Origin of the sequence: Salinibacterium sp. NG22, from assembly GCF_015864925.1 — a bacterium.
In the GTDB taxonomy this organism is placed as follows: domain Bacteria; phylum Actinomycetota; class Actinomycetes; order Actinomycetales; family Microbacteriaceae; genus Rhodoglobus.
In genome coordinates this window covers 884092-900487 of record NZ_JADYWG010000001.1, presented here as the reverse complement: position 1 = coordinate 900487, position 16396 = coordinate 884092, and the positions used below count along the sequence as shown (strand labels likewise).

Sequence of the window (16396 nt, the reverse complement as noted above, 5' to 3'; positions counted from 1 at the left end):
CGACTCATGACGCCTTCCGAGCAGCCTCCCGACCAACCTTCCGGCGGTCGTGAGCCCATCGGGTGGAGTGTGCTGGTGCGCGAGGCACTGCGCGACGCTCTCGCACTCATCCTTCCCGTGGAGTGTGCCGGATGCCAACGCCCCGACCGAGCGCTGTGCGACGAATGCGCGCGCAGTCTCGTCTCGCACACGAGCATCCACTCGACACCGCAGCACCTGCGCGTGTACGCCGCGCTGAGGTACGAGGATCGTGTTCGGCGGGTTCTCCTCGCCTTCAAGAACCATCACCGCACCGACCTTGCGCGACCGCTCTCCGTTGCCCTTCTCTCGGCCCTCAGGCGCGCGCTCAGCGAGTCAACGGCGCCCGGGGGAGCATCGGGCCCTATCGAGATCATTGCGGTCCCCAGCAGCAAGACGGCGATGCGCACGCGGGGCTACCATCCCGTCGGGCTCGTGCTGAAAACCGCCGGCGTCCGCCACGCCCGGGCGCTTCGCGTCGCTCAAAAAACTCGAAGCCAGAAAATGCTGAGCGCCGAGGAGCGCGCCGTCAACGTGAAAGGGGCGTTCATTTCGGTGCGTTCGCTCGCCGGCAGCCGCGTAATCATTGTGGATGACGTGCTCACCACAGGAGCGACCCTCGACGAAGCCGCGAGAGCGATTTCAGCCGCGGGCGGAACAGTTATCGCGGCCGCAACCATGGGGTTCACTCCAAGAACTCTGGCGGTTCGTGACATTGCCAGCGGCGAGGGCTACGGTATGGAAAAGGGCGCGAAATAGAAGCTGCCTCACGGGGCAGCCGCGCATTATGGCTAGGAGGTCGCCGTGGAAATCACCGTCAACGGACGAAATGTAGGAGTCACGGATCGTTTCCGTGAGTACGCGATCGAAAAGTCTGAGAAGGTTTCTCACTTGGCCGAGAAGGCAATCGCCTTCGAAGTCAAGGTAACCCGACACCACGAAACCAAAGGTTCCAGTGGAGACGACCGCGTTGAGTTGACGTTGATTGGACCAGGTCCGCTTGTTCGAGCGGAAGCTGCTGGTTCAGATAAGTATGTTGCTTTCGATTTGGCTATGGCCAAGCTCGTCGAGCGAATCCGCCAGTCGAAGGATCGCAAAAAGATTCACCGCGGAAACCACCGCCCCACTTCACTTCGTGAAGCGAGTGCTGGCGGTTTTGCGGTTGTTGATATCACCCCCGCAAGTCCCGACGTGATCGAGAAGGTCGCTACCGGAGCGATTCCTATTCAGGGGGAAGAGGCGGAACCAGGGGACGAGGACTACTCGCCCGTAGTTATTCGCCGCAAGGTGTTCCCGTCCAGCCACATGACGGTGGAGGAAGCTCTCGATCACATGGAATTGGTCGGCCACGACTTCTTCCTGTTCGTCGATAGCCAGACCGATCGTCCGAGTGTGGTCTACCGCCGCAAGGGCTGGGATTACGGCGTTATTGCTCTCGAAGAAGAGGCAGAAGACGCAGTTCCCAGCGGCCGCTCGCGCAAGCGCAAGGTCGCTAACGGCTAAGTACACCAAGTTTTTGGCTTGGAGTTGATACGATTACGAACCGGTAACGCGGCTGTGCGCTGATCGCACACACCGCGTTACCGTGACGTAAGCGTCTAAAAGACTGCGCTTCGTCGAGCAGTGCCAGCGTCGGACCCGTCCGACAAGAATGGGAGTATTCGGTGGCGAATGTTTTAGAACGCGCTCTTCGCGTAGGTGAGGGTCGACTTCTTCGACGCTTGAAAGGCTACGCGGCGGCCGTTAACCATCTCGAGGATGACTTCAACACCCTCACTGATGATGAGTTGAAGAACGAGACTGTAGAACTGCGCGAACGCTATGCCGGTGGAGAGTCGCTCGACGACTTGCTCCCCGAGGCTTTCGCTGCGGTCCGCGAAGCGGCAAAGCGCACTCTGGGCATGCGTCACTTCGACGTTCAGCTCATGGGTGGTGCAGCACTGCACTTGGGCAACATTGCTGAGATGAAGACCGGTGAGGGCAAGACCCTCGTGGCAACGCTCGCTGCCTACCTCAACGCCATCGCGGCGCAGGGTGTGCACGTCATCACGGTCAACGACTACTTGGCCAGCTACCAATCTGAACTTATGGGCCGCGTTTTCCGCGCCCTCGGCATGACAACTGGATGTATCGTCTCCGGTCAAGCGCCTCCTGAGCGTCGCGAACAGTACGCGGCTGACATCACGTATGGAACCAACAATGAGTTTGGCTTCGACTACCTGCGCGACAACATGGCGTGGCAGGCGAGCGACATGGTTCAGCGCGGGCACTATTTCGCTGTCGTTGACGAGGTCGACTCGATCCTCATCGACGAGGCACGTACCCCGCTCATCATCTCGGGTCCGTCGTCGGGGGAGGCGAACCGGTGGTTCACCGAGTTTGCGAACCTCTCCAAGAAGCTCATCCCTGAAGTTGACTTTGAGGTCGACGAGAAGAAGCGCACCGTTGGTGTGCTCGAGCCCGGTATCGAAAAGGTCGAGGACTACCTCGGCATCGACAACCTGTACGAATCGGCGAACACTCCGCTGATTTCGTTCTTGAACAACTCGATCAAGGCTCGTGCGCTGTTCAAGAAAGACAAGGACTACGTCGTCATGAACGGCGAAGTGCTGATCGTTGATGAGCACACCGGCCGTATTCTTCAGGGCCGTCGGTACAACGAAGGTATTCACCAGGCGATTGAGGCCAAAGAGGGCGTTGCGGTTAAGGCCGAGAACCAGACTCTTGCGACCGTCACTCTGCAGAACTACTTCCGTTTGTATAACAAGCTGTCGGGCATGACCGGTACCGCCGAGACTGAGGCGGCAGAGTTCATGTCGACCTACAAGCTTGGCGTGGTCGCTATCCCCACTAACCGTCCGATGCAGCGCATCGACCAGTCCGACCTGATTTACAAGAACGAGCAGTCCAAGTTCGAGCAGGTTGTCGCTGATATCGCTAAGCGCCACGAGCAGGGTCAGCCGGTTCTGGTGGGTACGACAAGTGTTGAGAAGAGCGAACTGCTCTCGCGCATGCTCGCCAAGAAGGGCGTCAAGCACGAGGTGCTGAACGCTAAGAACCACGCTCGCGAAGCAGCAATCGTTGCTCAAGCGGGTCGTCTCGGCTCTGTCACCGTCGCCACAAACATGGCTGGTCGAGGCACCGACGTCATGCTCGGCGGAAACGCCGAGTTCTTGGCCGTCGCTGAGATGAATGCTCGTGGCCTTAACCCCTCGGAAACTCCTGACGAGTACGAAGCCGCCTGGGATGACGTCTTCGCTGAGGTCAAGTCGGGTGTCGAAAAGGAAGCTAAGAAGGTCATCGATGTTGGTGGGCTTTACGTGCTTGGCACCGAGCGCCACGAATCTCGTCGTATCGACAACCAGCTGCGCGGTCGTTCCGGTCGTCAGGGCGACCCGGGCGAGAGCCGTTTCTACCTGTCGTTGCAAGACGACCTCATGCGCTTGTTCAACAGTGGTGCCGCTGAGGCGCTCATGGGGCGTTCGTCGGTTCCCGACGATCTCGCTATTGAGTCCAAGGTCGTCAGCCGCGCCATCCGCAGCGCGCAGTCGCAGGTTGAATCTCGTAACGCGGAGATCCGCAAGAACGTTCTCAAGTACGACGATGTTCTCAACCGTCAGCGTGAAGCAATTTACAGCGACCGCCGTCACATCCTCGAGGGCGATGATCTGAAGGACCGCGTTCAGCGCTTCCTGAAAGACGTCGTGACTGAGGTTGTTGACGTTCACACTGCCGAGGGCCACTCCGAGGAGTGGGACTTCGATGCGCTGTGGGTCGAGCTCAAGACGATGTACCCGGTCGGTATCACTGTCGACGAGGTGCTCACCGAGGGCGGTGCGCGCGGCAAACTGACGAGCGCGTTCGTCGCCAAGGAAGTTCACTCGGATGCCGTTATCGCTTACGAGCGTCGCGAACAGCAACTGGGCGAGACCGCCATGCGCGAGCTTGAGCGTCGTGTTGTCCTCAGCGTGATTGACCGCCGCTGGCGCGATCACCTCTACGAGATGGACTACCTGAAAGACGGTATTGGTCTGCGGGCTATGGCTCAGCGTGACCCGCTCGTCGAGTACCAGCGTGAAGGTTTCGCTCTCTTCCAGAGCATGATGGGTCAGATTCGCGAAGAAACCGTTGGCTTCCTCTTCAACCTTGATGTCGAAGTCAATGGCGGCGGCGAAGCGACTACGGTTCAGGCGCGTGGTTTGGATGCCCCGGCTGCACCGGCAACTCAACTCAGCTATTCGGCGCCAAGCGCTGATGCGTCGGGTGAGGTTGAGGTTCGCAACGATCGCGGCCAGGTTGAGCGCGCGGCAACGGCTCAGGCGCAGCAGTCGAAGGTTGCTCCTCAGCAGCAGGCGCAGCCCCAAGGCAACGATCGTGGCGCGTTCGGTCAGCGTCCCGAGGGCGCTGCCCCGGAGGCTCCGTTGAACCGTTCCCAGCGCCGAGCGCAGGAGAAGCGTAAGAAGTAGTGAGATCTCACGCCGGCGATTGAACGCCGGCTGCACACAACGAATGCCCCACTCGAGTTTCGAGTGGGGCATTCGTTGTGTGCGCTGTAGGGGTGTGAAACTACAGCACGTTGATGGCGGTCGCTCGCCAGCGCTTGTCGAGGCCTTCGAGGCGCACGGCGACAGCGCGGGTGCGGGCGCGACCGCGCACGATAACGACGGCTTCGATAGCGCCATCGCGGGGCTCACACAGCCTGATTGAGCCCATGCTGAAGCTGGGGCGAGTGACGGGCTGGCCTTTGGCTCGACGGGCGCGTGCGGAGAGCACGGTGCGCTTGAGCAGATGGCGGTAGACGTCGTCGGTGACCCACCGAGCAATCTGTTCTAGGTCGCGTGCGCCGGCGAGTACTTCGATCACGCAGCGAGTGAGGTTCTCGACGAGGGGAGCGGGGTCAGGCAGCTCGGCGCTCAGAGTGGGCTGGTGGCCAAAGAACTCGTCGGGAACGAAGCGAGGCCGGATGACCTTCGACGGAAGGGTTCCAGTGCGCTGGCGCGCCTGTCGGGGTATTTCCACACTCGGTAAGGAGGCGGGAAGGGGCTCGGTACTCATGATCTCCCGGGTAAAAGGTCAAGACGGCGATGTTTACCCCCATAAGGGGGTAGACCACACTTAAGCAGGAAGTAGACCAGTTGTCTATGACCAATCTTCAATTGTGGATAACAATTTGGAGCCGAGAGCCACCGTCAGTACCGTCAACGCATGCGCTGGGACAACCTCTTTGACGACCTCGAGAGCCAGCTCGAGCGCGAAATCACCGCCGATGACCTTGAGATCGATGCAGAAGAGGAACGGTTGCGGTTGGGCCGGCTCAGCATCCGCGACCGCATTGTGGCGCTGCACACCCGCAGCACTTCCGAGTCCCCGCTGACTCTTTCGGTGCTTTTGATCACCGGCACGCGCGTGATCCTTCGCCCCGTCATCATTGGTCGAGATTGGATGTCGGCTGACCTCGTCGACGACAGCGGCCGTCCTGGTCAGTGCATCGTTCCTTTCGCGGCGTTAGCCGGCATTTCGATGGGGGCGGCTCACATCACGCCGAGCCTCGCGACCACGCCTTCCAACGGACATCCGAGTCTCTCGCAGCGGTTGAGCCTCAGCTATGTATTGCGGGATCTGTGTCGGAGACGCCGGGCTGTTTCGCTTGTACTGGTTGCGGGGGAAGTGCACGGCACGATTGACCGCGTTGGCCGTGACCATCTGGATGTTGCGGTGCACGAGCGTGGGGCGGTGCGCCGCGAGACTGCGGTATCGGAGTACCGCTTGGTGCCGTTCACGAGCGTCGTACTCGTTCGGCCGTAACTTTCGTTAGCGCGTGCGTTGCTCGCCGAAGTTGACTTCGGTGACCGTGGCGATGTCGGACTGGTTCCACAGACTCATGCGACGAGTCTCTTCGTAGAGGGCTTCAATGTATGACTCAAGAACGGAGTTCTCGATGCGCCATTGCCCCTTGCTGCCCACTTTGATCGCGGGTAGTTCGCCGGAACGCACGAGTTCAAGAACCTCATGCGGAGAGACGCTGAGCACTTCGGCAGTGTCGGCCAGGGTGAGAAATCGCCCGAGGCCCTCTGCTGGGTTGATCGCGTTCATGCATCGATTATGCGGCCATGAAGCTGGGAATGGGGTTGATGTGGATAACTATCGCGCCACTTCCGGGCGGTAACGAACCATGGTGCCATGATCAAGACCCGACGTGGAGAGTGCGCGCTATGAGCCGTCGCTCCGGCAGAACTCAGTCCCAAGCGCGTGCGCGAGCGTTCGCTCTCGACCCGCGGTTAGCGATCGGTGTCGTGCTCGTCGTGGCCTCCGTGGCTGGTGTCGTTGCGATCGTTGCGGCGGCTGACGATTCCACTGAGGTCTACGCCGCAGCGTCGTCGTTGACGCCGGGTGATCGAGTCATGAGCTCCGATCTGGTGATCCGCAGCGTCAAGCTCAACGAAGCGACCAGCCACTACATCGCTCGGGGAGAGCTGCCGGCTGAAGGCTTTATTGCGACCAGGCCAATTGAGGCAGGGGAGCTGGTGCCCACATCCTCGCTTGGCAGTCATGATGGGCTCTCGCTGACCTCGGTTGTGGTGTCCCCTCAGGGAGGCTTAGCCACCTCGGTGACCACGGGAGCGGCGGTCGACGTCTGGGCCAGCGCTGAGGCGGAAGAGGGCGGCTATGGTGCCCCAGGCGTCATTATCGCGGGAGCCGTCGTCGTGCGCTTGGTCGAGGATGATTCGCTCGTGTCGTCGGCTCAGGGGAGTGCCATTGAGTTGCTGGTGCCGCGCTCGCGTGTAGCCCGCTTGCTTGAGGCGATGGCCAACGGCGATGTTCTGTCGGTCATCCCGGCGAACTTGCCCGCGGAGGGCTGAGATGACCGCGTTCGCTCTCGCAATGCCCGTGAATCTTGAGGATCAGTTCGCGTTCGAGGTCGGGCATCATGGTCACGAGATTGTGCTGCGCGCGGTGAGTGCGCCCGAGCTCGCCTCACGAGTGGCCGGCGCCCACGCTGATATCGCGCTTGTCGCGGCAGAAGCGCGGTACCTCACCGATCGACTTATTGCGTCCTGCGATCAGAGCGGGGTGCGCCTCGTCGCGATCGCCAGTAGCGAGCGTGAACAGCGCTACGCGAGCGACCTCGGGCTCTACGACATCGTGGATGCTGCCGAGGGGTGGGCGGGGCTCGATGCTCTGCTCTCTCAGTCCCCATGGGGTTCAGAGTCTCCGCCTCGCGAGCGCAGCGCGCTCGGGCAAGTGATCGCGGTGTGGGGCCCCGGCGGGGCTCCCGGCCGAACATCCATTGCTATTTCCGTTGCAGCCGAGCTGGCAGCGCTCGGGTACAGCGTGGCGCTCGCCGATGTGGACACTCACGGGGCATCGGTGGCTCCGGCGCTCGGCATGCTCGATGAAGCCCCGGGCTTTGCGGCAGCTTGTCGGTTGGCAGGCACCGAGACTCTCACCACCGAAGAGCTGGGGCGTATCGGGCAGCGGTATGAGTCGCCGCTCGGGGCTTTTTGGGTACTCACGGGCATCGGGCGACCGAGCCGTTGGCCCGAGCTCTCCTCGGAGCGGGTGGGAACCACGATCGCCCAGTGCCGCCAATGGGTCGATTACACCGTGCTCGATACGAGTTCCAGTTTGGAGAATGACGAAGAAATTACCAGCGACCTTTTCGCCCCGCGTCGCAATGCTGCGGCGGTCACGGCGGTGCGTGCGGCAGATCACGTCATTGCGGTCGGCTCAGCAGATCCCGTGGGCCTGTCGCGGTTTTTGCGCGCCCATGTCGATCTTCTTGAGACCGTGACTACCCGCAGCGTGAGCGTCGTCATGAACAAGGTTCGCGTGAGCGCCAGTGGCATGAATCCGCACGGCCAGGTCACCCAAACCCTCTCGCGATTCGGAGGTATCGAGCATCCAATACTGGTTCCTCACGACCTCTCGGGCTTCGATGGGGCCGTGCTCAGCGGCAAGACTCTGGTGGATGCGGCACCGCGATCGCCAGCGCGTGCCGCGATCCGTGACCTCGTGACATCGAGACTCGTGCCCGAGGAGACGGAGTCAGTTCCCCCACGGTCATTGTTCAGCAGGATGGTGGCGCGCAGGTAACCTGTAGGAGTGTCGACTCTCAGTGATCTAGTCCAAGAGCAGGGCCATTCGAGCGAAGCAGATATCGAATGGCTGCACATGCTTGTCGGCGACTGGCAGCTTCTTGCCGATCTTGCGTTCGCGGATATCGTGCTCTGGGTGCCCAGCGACGATGACCAGTTCGTCGCTGTTGCCCACGCTCGCCCCAGCAGTTCAGCCACGCTTTTCTACCGTGACTTCGTTGGTCAGAAGATCAAACCGGAGTGGCATGCGCAGGTCACCGAGGCCTTCGAGACCGCTCGCATCGTCGATACCGCAGCCCCCGCGTGGTACGAAGAGACCCCAACCCGCGTGCGCGCGGTGCCCGTCATGCGTCGGCTCACGGCCACGGGCAACGAGACAACGGCAACGCCGATTGCTGTCATCACGCGGCACACAAATTTGGGCGACGCTCGCACGCCCTCACGTCAAGAGCTCACCTTCAACGGATGTGCGAACGACCTTTTTGCGATGATTGCGGCAGGTGACTTTCCCGATATGGGCGCTCCGGCGGCACCGCGTCGAGGCGCTCCCCGCGCATCCGATGGTCTGATCCGTTTGGATGTCGACGGTCTCGTGACATTTGCAAGCCCCAATGCGCTCTCAGCGTTCAACCGCATCGGTTTCTCTGGGGAGCTTGAGGCGGAATCGCTCGCCGAAGTAACGACCACTTTGATCGCAGGCCAGCCCGAAGTGGATGAGTCGCTTCCGCTGGTCGTGACCGGTCGAGCTCCGTGGCGTACCGACATCGAAGCGCGAGGAGTCACGGTGTCGTTGCGGACGATCCCGATTCGCGACCGCGGTGAACGCGTTGGCGCCATCGTGTTGTGCCGCGATGTGACAGAGGTTCGTCACCAAGAGCGTGAACTCATCACGAAGGATGCGACGATCCGGGAGATTCACCACCGGGTGAAGAACAACCTGCAGACGGTCGCATCCCTGCTGCGCATTCAGGCGCGTCGAACCCACAGCGAAGTTGCGCGCGAAGCGCTTGGCCAAGCTATGCGCCGGGTAGCGGCAATCGCCGTGGTACACGACACCCTGTCGGAGGGGCTCAACCAGAACGTTGACTTCGACGTCGTGTTCCACCGGGTATTGAAGCTCATCGCCGAAGTCGCATCGAGTCACAACACGACAGTGCACCCAACATCCGTGGGAAGTTTCGGAGCTCTCCCGAGCGAGTACGCGACACCGTTGGCGCTCGCGCTTACCGAGCTCGTCACCAATGCCGTCGAACATGGTCTAGCCGGTCGGGCTGATGGAACGGTCGAAATTGATGCTCGACGCACGGCAGACAAGCTCACCGTGCAGGTGCGCGACAACGGTGTGGGGCTGGCCGAAGGGCGCGTCGGTGAAGGCCTCGGCACCCAGATTGTGCGCACGCTCATTCAGGGAGAGCTCAGCGGAACCATCGACTGGCACACGATCGTGGGCAGTGGCACGGAAGTGACGATCGACATCCCGCTGACCTGGCTGACGCGCGCCAAGTAGGGCAGAAAATCGCCGACTAAAGCGGTGCCCAGCCGAGCGAGGCGGCGGCCTACTCAGGCGCGACGAATAGCGCAGATCATAATCTGCAGAGTTGGTCGCGTCGGTAGGCCTCACGGCCTGCGGCGAAGAGTGTTGCTTAGGAAGCGCGGCGTGCGCGTGCGGCGCGACGCTTGAGAGCGCGACGCTCGTCTTCGCTGAGTCCGCCCCAGACGCCTGAGTCTTGGTTGGTTTCGAGTGCGTACTGGAGGCACATTTCAGTTACTGAGCAGCGACCGCAGACGGCTTTTGCTTTTTCAATCTGATCAACGGCCGGACCAGTGTTTCCGACCGGGAAGAATAGCTCCGGGTCAGCAGTGAGGCATGCAGCGTTATCGCGCCAGTCCATGTGTAGCTCCTTACAGTGTGTTGCGATGCTCGAGCGCACAAAAAAATTACGCCCTGATCGGCGTCGAGCTTGAGAAATTATGTGGGTCTCGCTCGCAACACTGGGAGCCAGAAATCAACCTCAACTAGAATCGCATATCGTCAAAGGCAAAGCAATGGTCTTTCAGCGATTTAACGGGGAGCGAATGGTAGACGAACTTGTCCCAGAAGAGAAAACGTCACGTCATCATCCGTATTTGATAGCGCTGGCCGTAGTCATCTTCCTTGAGAGCGCCGTACTGTTTGCCGCTCTGGCGTACTTGCTCTTCGAGCTGGGAGCAGAAACTCCGCAGTCGTATCCGAGTGCAATTGCGCTGACTGTTCTGACCGCAATCGCGGCAGTGTGGGTAGCGATAATTGGTATCAATGCCCTGCGGCAACAGCCCTGGATCCGCGGCGCCGCCGTCGTCTGGCAGGTACTACAGATCTCGGTGGCGATCGGCAGTTTCCAAGGGGTGTTTGCGCGGCAAGATATCGGATGGTTGCTGCTGACTCCGGCAATCGTGGTGTTGGTGCTGCTCTTCACGAAACCGGTGCTTGCGGCAACCACCCGCCACGAGGGTTAGTCGAGCCCGAGCTTCTTGCGCAACGACGCAACGTGACCGGTCGCCTTCACGGCGTAGAGGGGGAGTGTGATGGCTCCCTGCTCATCGAGCACAAAAGTGGATCGGATGACGCCAACAACCTGCTTGCCGTACAGGTTCTTTTCGCCCCAGGCTCCATACGCCTCGTGCACCGCGTGGTCGGGGTCGCTGAGGAGGGGAAAAGTGAGTGCTTCCTGCTCGCGAAACTTCGTGAGCTTCTCGGGAGTATCGCGAGAAACGCCCAGCACGACATAGCCCTCCGACTGCAGCGAGCCGAGCTGATCACGGAAGTCACAGGCTTGCTTCGTGCATCCGGGAGTCATGGCCGCAGGATAAAAATAAAGAATCACTTTCTTGCCAGAAAAGTCGCTCAAAGACACCGAATTTCCGTCCTGATCAGGCAGTGTGAAGCTCGGTGCGGGGGTGCCGGCGGCAAGTCGTGAGGATTCAGTGGTCATTGTGCTCCTTAGTCGCTTTAACTCATGGTAACGTTGTTCCTCGGTTGCCCTGAGAGGGAAAACCAAGCCACGCACCTCTAGCTCAATTGGCAGAGCAACTGACTCTTAATCAGTGGGTTCCCGGTTCAAGTCCGGGGGGGTGCACAGCAAGAGAAGCCCCGTGATCCTTACGATCACGGGGTTTTTCGTTTAATACTCGCGTGAGCTCCCGCACACTTATTGCTCGCCGATTTCTGTCTGTAGTGCGCCGCTCCCAAGCCCACTCGACATCGCCCGCGGCATGCTCGCTCAGAGCCCGCAGGCGAGCGTGTGCAGCGCTATCGTGGGCCGTTCGCGGGAGAGTAACGGCGCGGTCATTTTCGTCGACATAGACGGCATCCAGCGGTTCGGATCTCGTGGCGGCACGCACGTGGGCGGCGGCGAGCGATTCGGGGGTCGGAGATTCTCGAGGCTAAGGAGGGATTGGCTCACCCTGCGAAGTGGTATCGCACAATTTTGGCCAACAAACACGTCTACTGTCCACCGAATGGGGGGCGTGCTAACTTGTTGGGCACACCAGACCGGCCCGCTCCGGTCACCCCCGATGGTGACGAAGAAGGTGATACCCGAATCACTCCCCAGCGGCGCAGCTCACCCCCGTGAATGCGCTCGCACTCCCTGTCGTGAGCCAATGGCGGCTCCGATTCTGCAGTTGCGTGCGGATGCGCCGAAACGCATTCCCCCTGCAGAAAGCTGCCACACATGTTCATCAAGAAACTGCTGGCGACAGTTGCCAGCATTACCCTCATGACTGGTGCACTTCTCGGTGTATCCTCACCCGCATTTGCTGACGATGCAGTACCCGCCCACGACCCAACGGTGACCGAAACCATCACCGACACCCCTGCGGCCGCCCAAGAATCTCCGGCCCCCGCATCCTCTCCCGAACCCGCCGTGGCCGCCCAACCTCAGCCTGTGGTGGCGGTTGTGCCAGAAACGCCTGCTCCCGAGCCCTCGGCCGCCGCACCCGTCGAGAACCCTGCTGCCGCGGAACCAGCGGCAGCAGCGGCTCGTTCCTCTCAGCCCGAACAGCAGTCCCGACCGCAGAACAACGCAAAGGTCTGGGTGTGCAAGTTTGTGTCGAGCGACAACTCGCCGTCGGGCTACCAACTCAAATCAGGCAAACAGCCCATTCAAATGAGCATCAATGCGCTCGGCGATGACGTCAACGACACGGGCAGTTTCAATGATCGCCACCCCTCATTCGTTGTTGCAAGCGACGATGTGAGTCTGTGCTCGCGCACAGAGGTAATCGTTGATGAGGAGGTCACGTGCCCGACGTACCAGTACGGCGGAATCGTGAACGTCACGACCTCAACGAAGTTCTTCTATGGCAGCGCTCAGGTGGACTTCACTCAGACGCAGTCCACACGCCCTCTCACCGCGGGCGAATTGCGCGCCTGCGACCCTCCGTCCACTGAGGTGTACGTGTGCCAGTTCGTGCCGAGCGAGAGTCATCCAAGCGGTTGGGTCGTGCAGGAAGGGGCACAACCTGTACTCCTAGCGGAGGGCGATCTCGGGCCGGACGTCAACGATACGGGCGACTTTGACCCGCAGGCTCCCTCGTTTATCGTGGCCAGCGACGATAGTTCGTTGTGCGCATCGAAGACGGTTGAGCGCTCCACGGAGATCATGTGTCCCACGGTGAGTTCTGACGGCTATGCGACGATCACGACCGTGCGCTCGTTCTTCTATGGCTCGATCAAGGTCAAAGAACGCACTACCGAGAACATTCGTGCGCTGACGGCACAAGAGAGCTCTCAGTGCCCACCAGTGGTTGAACCGCTCGTGGCGACCGCGCAAGCGGACTTCGCTGCGGCAACGTGCAATGCTCCGGAACGGTTGGTTCTTGGGCCAATCGTGAATGCCACCTGGGGTGAGATCACCGACCCCGAGGGCCCGAACGATTACAGCGTGACAGCAACGGCACATGCGGGGGCGCTCTTTGCTCCACCAGCAGGTCCAGGGCTGCGTGCGGTTGGAGGACTGACGACGCTCACCTTCAGCGGAATACTCAACCCACAACTCGATCCGTTCGACCCTGAGTGTGACCTCGTGACGCTGGGCCTCGTAATGCCGGCAGTGACGTTCTCGCAAGCAAGTTGTGACGTCGGGGGCAGCTACACGCTTGGTGTGGCCGCAGGGTATGACCCCGCATTGGTGACGTTCACGGTGAACGGTGTCTCTGGCATCGTGGCCGGAACGTACCCGGTAGCAGCATCCGGTTCGGTCCTCGTGACTGTCCAAGTTGTCGAGCCGAACGGTCTTGAATTCGACTGGAGTGACCCCCCTGCTTTCGAGTTCCAGACCCCGAGCAGTGACGACTGCGTGGCTCCCGAAGTTGTTACCGCACAGCTACCCACTCTTGCCTACACCGGCGGAAGCGGTAGTGCTGGCGCCTGGTGGCTGTTGCCTCTGAGCATGATTGTGCTCGGTGGCGCCGCCATCGTCGTCAGACGCCGAATGGATGCTGAGCTCCACTAATCAGCGCAGTCCTGCCCCGGCGCGAATTCGCGTCGGGGTTAGGGCAACCACGGTGTCGGATCGACGCGGGTGTCGAACACGTAGACCTCGAAGTGGAGGTGGGGGAACGTCGAGTAGCCGGTGTTTCCGACTGACCCCAGAACGGTGCCCGCTGCTACCCACTGGCCGGCAGTGACAGCCTGCGAACCTTCGATCATGTGAGCGTAGAGAGTCTTGATTCCGTTGCCGTGATCGATGATGACATGTCGACCCCAGCCGCCACCGTCGGTGACGCTTTCCACGGTGCCAGGGGATGCGGCGATGATGTCGGATCCTTCGGGCGCCATGATGTCGATACCGCCATGGAATTCGTTGCCATCCCGGTAGCCGAAGCCGTCGTTGACATCACCGTTGGCGGGGAAAAGTTCGAGGGTGCCGGTAAGGCCGGCGGCCGTGACGACGACTTGCTGCTGCACTTGTTCGACGTCGTAGCTGTCGCGCACGACAGGGGCAGGAAGCCCGGTTGCGGGCGAGGCGAAGGTTTGCACGTCGTCAACGGTTGTTGTGCTCGTCGCGGAGGCGGGCGGGGCGGCGAGAGTTGCGGCGTCCGCAAGGAACACGTCGTTGTCGTGCGTCGGGAAGACTGCCGCGGGAACTGTGCCGCCGACGAGGATCGCCCCTACGGCGAGCATGGTAATTGTTCGTTTCAACAGCGTTCCTTAGTTGGGTTCAGAAAGGTGTGGCTGCGTCGGGGAAGGCACAATCTGATTGAGCCTGCCGCTCTCGTTGGTGAGACGTGAGTTAGAGCGAGACAGAGGCTCGATTGGTGCGAACTGCAGCACACTCGCCGAAAGCGCTTCGATGCGGTTAGACAGGCGAGTAAGTCAGCAAAAATACGGGACGAACCTGAGAACGACACTCAGGGAGCAACAATTCATTGCGATCGCCCTATATCCTTTGGGTGCAAACGTTCTATTTCTTCGATGGGGAGGAGCCGCATGGGCATCAGTTCGCGACCGATTATTGGTCTCACGTCGTACCTTGAACAGGCCCAGACCGGTGTCTGGGATCTCCCCGCATCCTTCCTTCCGAAGATCTACTTTGAAGCGGTGACGGATGCCGGTGGCATCGCAGTCCTGCTCCCTCCTCAGCCTGTCGACGACGACATCGCCGCATCCATCGTGCAGGGGCTCGATGGTTTGATCCTCACCGGCGGCAAAGACGTCGACCCGGCGCGCTATGGCCAGGAACCGCATCCGACAACGGACGTTCCCCGCAAGGACCGCGACGCCTTTGAAGACGCGCTCGTACGCGCCGCTATTGACCAGAACGTGCCATTTCTCGGAATCTGCCGCGGGGCGCAAATTCTGAATGTTGCGCTGGGCGGCACGATCATCCAGCATCTGCCCGACGTTATTGGCTCGACGCGCTACAGCGCAGGCGGGGGAGTGTTCTTGGTCAACGATGTGGCTGTTGAACCTGACACAACTCTCGCGGCTCTACTGGGTGGCGATGAGTCGGTAGCGGTGAAGTCGTACCATCACCAAGCGATCGACACCCTCGCTGACGGCCTCGTCGTCACCGGGCGAGGTGACGACGGCGTGATTCAGGCAGTCGAATTGCCGAGTGTTGACTTTTGTGTCGCTGTGCAGTGGCATCCCGAAGAGGATGCCAAAGAAGACGCCCGCTTGTTCCGTGGCATTGTCGAAGCGGCAGCCCGGCATCGCGATAAGCGTTCACGGGCTTAGCACTAGCCTGACGGGCTGATGCGCGAGGCCGACGAGCTGATGCCCGACGCCTTTGCCGACGCTCAGGCGCCGCTGCGACGTCGTTAGTTTTCGAGCTCGTAGGAGTCGCTGGCTTCTTTGGCGATCGTTCCGACGGCGATGGCGACGGTGATTCCCCAGCTGATCCACATAAGGATGAGGCGCCAGTCGCGCGGGCCCTGCTTGGTGGTCTGGTAGATGCTCCAGCCGCCGGCGACTGCACTGAGGAGACTGCCGTTGAACAGGTACTTGCGCATGTTTTCCTCCGCGGGTTGGTGTTCTCCCACGCTAGCGCGTGAATCTGGTGGAGGCTACTCGGCAGCCTGTGCAGCACAGAAGATCGCCCTGGCGCTGAATTTTCACTGAGAAAGCACCCCAGATGTGACTCCTGACCGATCGGTCAGTTAGGCTCTTCGGGTGTCCAGTCAAGAACAGCTTCAACGCATCGCGCTCGCCGAGTTCTCTATTGCCGGCTATACCGGCACGTCGATCAATCGTATCGCCGAGCTCGCCGGCCTCTCCAAGTCGAGCGTTCTCTACCACTTCACCTCCAAAGAGGCGCTCCTCGAAGCGGCCGTCTCGCCCGCCATCGACCGACTCGAATCTCTCGTCTCTGACCTTGAAAAGAGCGGGATGGAGCCAGAAAAAAGGCAAGCTTTTCTTGCTCAATTCGTCGATTTTCTCTTTGACTGTCGCCAAGAAGTGCACATGTTCATCAACCAAGGGCCATCGCTCGTGGGAGTTCCGGTGCTCGATCGTGCGAACGACATTGTGCGTCGGCTCGCCCAAGTCTTCGCCGCGACCGCGTCGAACCCGCACGACGCCATGCGCTTTGGGATCGCGCTCGGTGGCTCTGCGTACATGCTCTGCACGTCAGCGAACCTCTCCCTGCCCATCGAATCTGACGACGACACCCGCCAAGCCCTCATCGCGATCATGAGCGATTTACTCGCTCCCGTTCGCAACAACTAACTCAGTCGCGCCGAGCCTCACCACTCAGCGCCCCTAGACCTCACTCGCGCAGTCCACAAGAACCGGAGCA

At 60.8% G+C, this 16396-nt stretch carries 17 protein-coding genes and 1 tRNA gene; 12 read left to right on the top strand and 6 right to left on the bottom strand.

The window, feature by feature from the left end:
• The first annotated feature begins 6 nt into the window (after nucleotides 1–6).
• The 3 genes from I6E81_RS04425 (at nucleotide 7) to secA (ending at nucleotide 4484) form a co-directional block, all read left to right on the top strand.
• Entirely contained in the window at nucleotides 7–777 is a 771-nt protein-coding gene (locus I6E81_RS04425; protein ID WP_197106167.1) for a ComF family protein, read from the top strand.
• A 45-nt stretch (nucleotides 778–822) separates the two neighbouring features.
• Nucleotides 823–1521 carry a ribosome-associated translation inhibitor RaiA gene (gene raiA, locus I6E81_RS04420; RefSeq protein WP_197106166.1) on the top strand — a complete coding sequence of 233 codons (699 nt, stop codon included), beginning with the start codon at nucleotides 823–825 and terminating at the stop codon, nucleotides 1519–1521.
• Nucleotides 1522–1682: 161 nt separating this feature from the next.
• The gene (secA, locus tag I6E81_RS04415; protein WP_197106165.1) at nucleotides 1683–4484 is read left to right on the top strand and encodes a preprotein translocase subunit SecA; all 2802 of its coding nucleotides are present in this window, start codon (nucleotides 1683–1685) and stop codon (nucleotides 4482–4484) included.
• Between the two features lie 100 nt (nucleotides 4485–4584).
• On the opposite strand, the gene I6E81_RS04410 is transcribed toward secA, so the two are convergent.
• Nucleotides 4585–5073 carry an Rv3235 family protein gene (locus I6E81_RS04410; protein ID WP_197106164.1) on the bottom strand — a complete coding sequence of 163 codons (489 nt, stop codon included), beginning with the start codon at nucleotides 5071–5073 and terminating at the stop codon, nucleotides 4585–4587.
• A gap of 150 nt (nucleotides 5074–5223) precedes the next feature.
• Between I6E81_RS04410 and I6E81_RS04405 the strand changes: the two genes are divergently transcribed.
• Nucleotides 5224–5823, top strand: coding sequence for a hypothetical protein (locus tag I6E81_RS04405; protein ID WP_197106163.1), 600 nt, complete (start codon nucleotides 5224–5226; stop codon nucleotides 5821–5823).
• Nucleotides 5824–5829: 6 nt separating this feature from the next.
• On the opposite strand, the gene I6E81_RS04400 is transcribed toward I6E81_RS04405, so the two are convergent.
• Nucleotides 5830–6111, bottom strand: a complete 282-nt coding sequence (locus tag I6E81_RS04400) for a helix-turn-helix domain-containing protein (RefSeq protein WP_100388489.1) — start codon at nucleotides 6109–6111, stop codon at nucleotides 5830–5832.
• Nucleotides 6112–6230: 119 nt separating this feature from the next.
• On the opposite strand from I6E81_RS04400, the gene I6E81_RS04395 reads away from it, so the two are divergent.
• From I6E81_RS04395 to I6E81_RS04385, 3 genes are read left to right on the top strand one after another with little or no spacing between them, the layout of a single operon-like run.
• Complete coding sequence (locus I6E81_RS04395) at nucleotides 6231–6878, top strand: SAF domain-containing protein (RefSeq protein ID WP_231603860.1); 648 nt, start codon at nucleotides 6231–6233, stop codon at nucleotides 6876–6878.
• A 1-nt stretch (nucleotide 6879) separates the two neighbouring features.
• Nucleotides 6880–8112, top strand: coding sequence for a regulator (locus tag I6E81_RS04390; RefSeq protein ID WP_197106162.1), 1233 nt, complete (start codon nucleotides 6880–6882; stop codon nucleotides 8110–8112).
• A 9-nt stretch (nucleotides 8113–8121) separates the two neighbouring features.
• Complete coding sequence (locus I6E81_RS04385) at nucleotides 8122–9621, top strand: sensor histidine kinase (RefSeq protein WP_197106161.1); 1500 nt, start codon at nucleotides 8122–8124, stop codon at nucleotides 9619–9621.
• 136 nt (nucleotides 9622–9757) lie between these two features.
• Here I6E81_RS04385 and I6E81_RS04380 read toward each other — a convergent pair whose 3' ends face one another.
• The gene (locus I6E81_RS04380) at nucleotides 9758–10006 is read right to left on the bottom strand and encodes a WhiB family transcriptional regulator (protein WP_009772809.1); all 249 of its coding nucleotides are present in this window, start codon (nucleotides 10004–10006) and stop codon (nucleotides 9758–9760) included.
• 184 nt (nucleotides 10007–10190) lie between these two features.
• Here I6E81_RS04380 and I6E81_RS04375 point away from each other — a divergent pair, with 184 nt between their 5' ends.
• On the top strand, nucleotides 10191–10610 hold the full coding sequence (locus tag I6E81_RS04375; protein ID WP_197106160.1) for a DUF3087 family protein: 420 nt from the start codon (nucleotides 10191–10193) through the stop codon (nucleotides 10608–10610).
• Here I6E81_RS04375 and bcp read toward each other — a convergent pair.
• Nucleotides 10607–11086 carry a thioredoxin-dependent thiol peroxidase gene (bcp, locus tag I6E81_RS04370; protein ID WP_197106159.1) on the bottom strand — a complete coding sequence of 160 codons (480 nt, stop codon included), beginning with the start codon at nucleotides 11084–11086 and terminating at the stop codon, nucleotides 10607–10609. The genes I6E81_RS04375 and bcp overlap by 4 nt on opposite strands.
• A gap of 71 nt (nucleotides 11087–11157) precedes the next feature.
• Here bcp and I6E81_RS04365 point away from each other — a divergent pair.
• Nucleotides 11158–11230: transfer RNA gene (locus tag I6E81_RS04365), tRNA-Lys, on the top strand.
• Nucleotides 11231–11827: 597 nt separating this feature from the next.
• Entirely contained in the window at nucleotides 11828–13609 is a 1782-nt protein-coding gene (locus I6E81_RS04360; protein WP_197106158.1) for an acid shock protein, read from the top strand.
• A gap of 38 nt (nucleotides 13610–13647) precedes the next feature.
• Here I6E81_RS04360 and I6E81_RS04355 read toward each other — a convergent pair whose 3' ends face one another.
• Nucleotides 13648–14298: a M23 family metallopeptidase gene (locus I6E81_RS04355; RefSeq protein WP_231603859.1), complete on the bottom strand. Its 651-nt coding sequence runs from the start codon at nucleotides 14296–14298 to the stop codon at nucleotides 13648–13650.
• 288 nt (nucleotides 14299–14586) lie between these two features.
• Here I6E81_RS04355 and I6E81_RS04350 point away from each other — a divergent pair, with 288 nt between their 5' ends.
• On the top strand, nucleotides 14587–15336 hold the full coding sequence (locus tag I6E81_RS04350; RefSeq protein ID WP_197106157.1) for a gamma-glutamyl-gamma-aminobutyrate hydrolase family protein: 750 nt from the start codon (nucleotides 14587–14589) through the stop codon (nucleotides 15334–15336).
• Nucleotides 15337–15419: 83 nt separating this feature from the next.
• Here I6E81_RS04350 and I6E81_RS04345 read toward each other — a convergent pair whose 3' ends face one another.
• Entirely contained in the window at nucleotides 15420–15611 is a 192-nt protein-coding gene (locus I6E81_RS04345; protein ID WP_197106156.1) for a hypothetical protein, read from the bottom strand.
• Between the two features lie 160 nt (nucleotides 15612–15771).
• Between I6E81_RS04345 and I6E81_RS04340 the strand changes: the two genes are divergently transcribed.
• Complete coding sequence (locus I6E81_RS04340) at nucleotides 15772–16326, top strand: TetR/AcrR family transcriptional regulator (protein WP_197106155.1); 555 nt, start codon at nucleotides 15772–15774, stop codon at nucleotides 16324–16326.
• Nucleotides 16327–16396 lie beyond the last annotated feature (70 nt).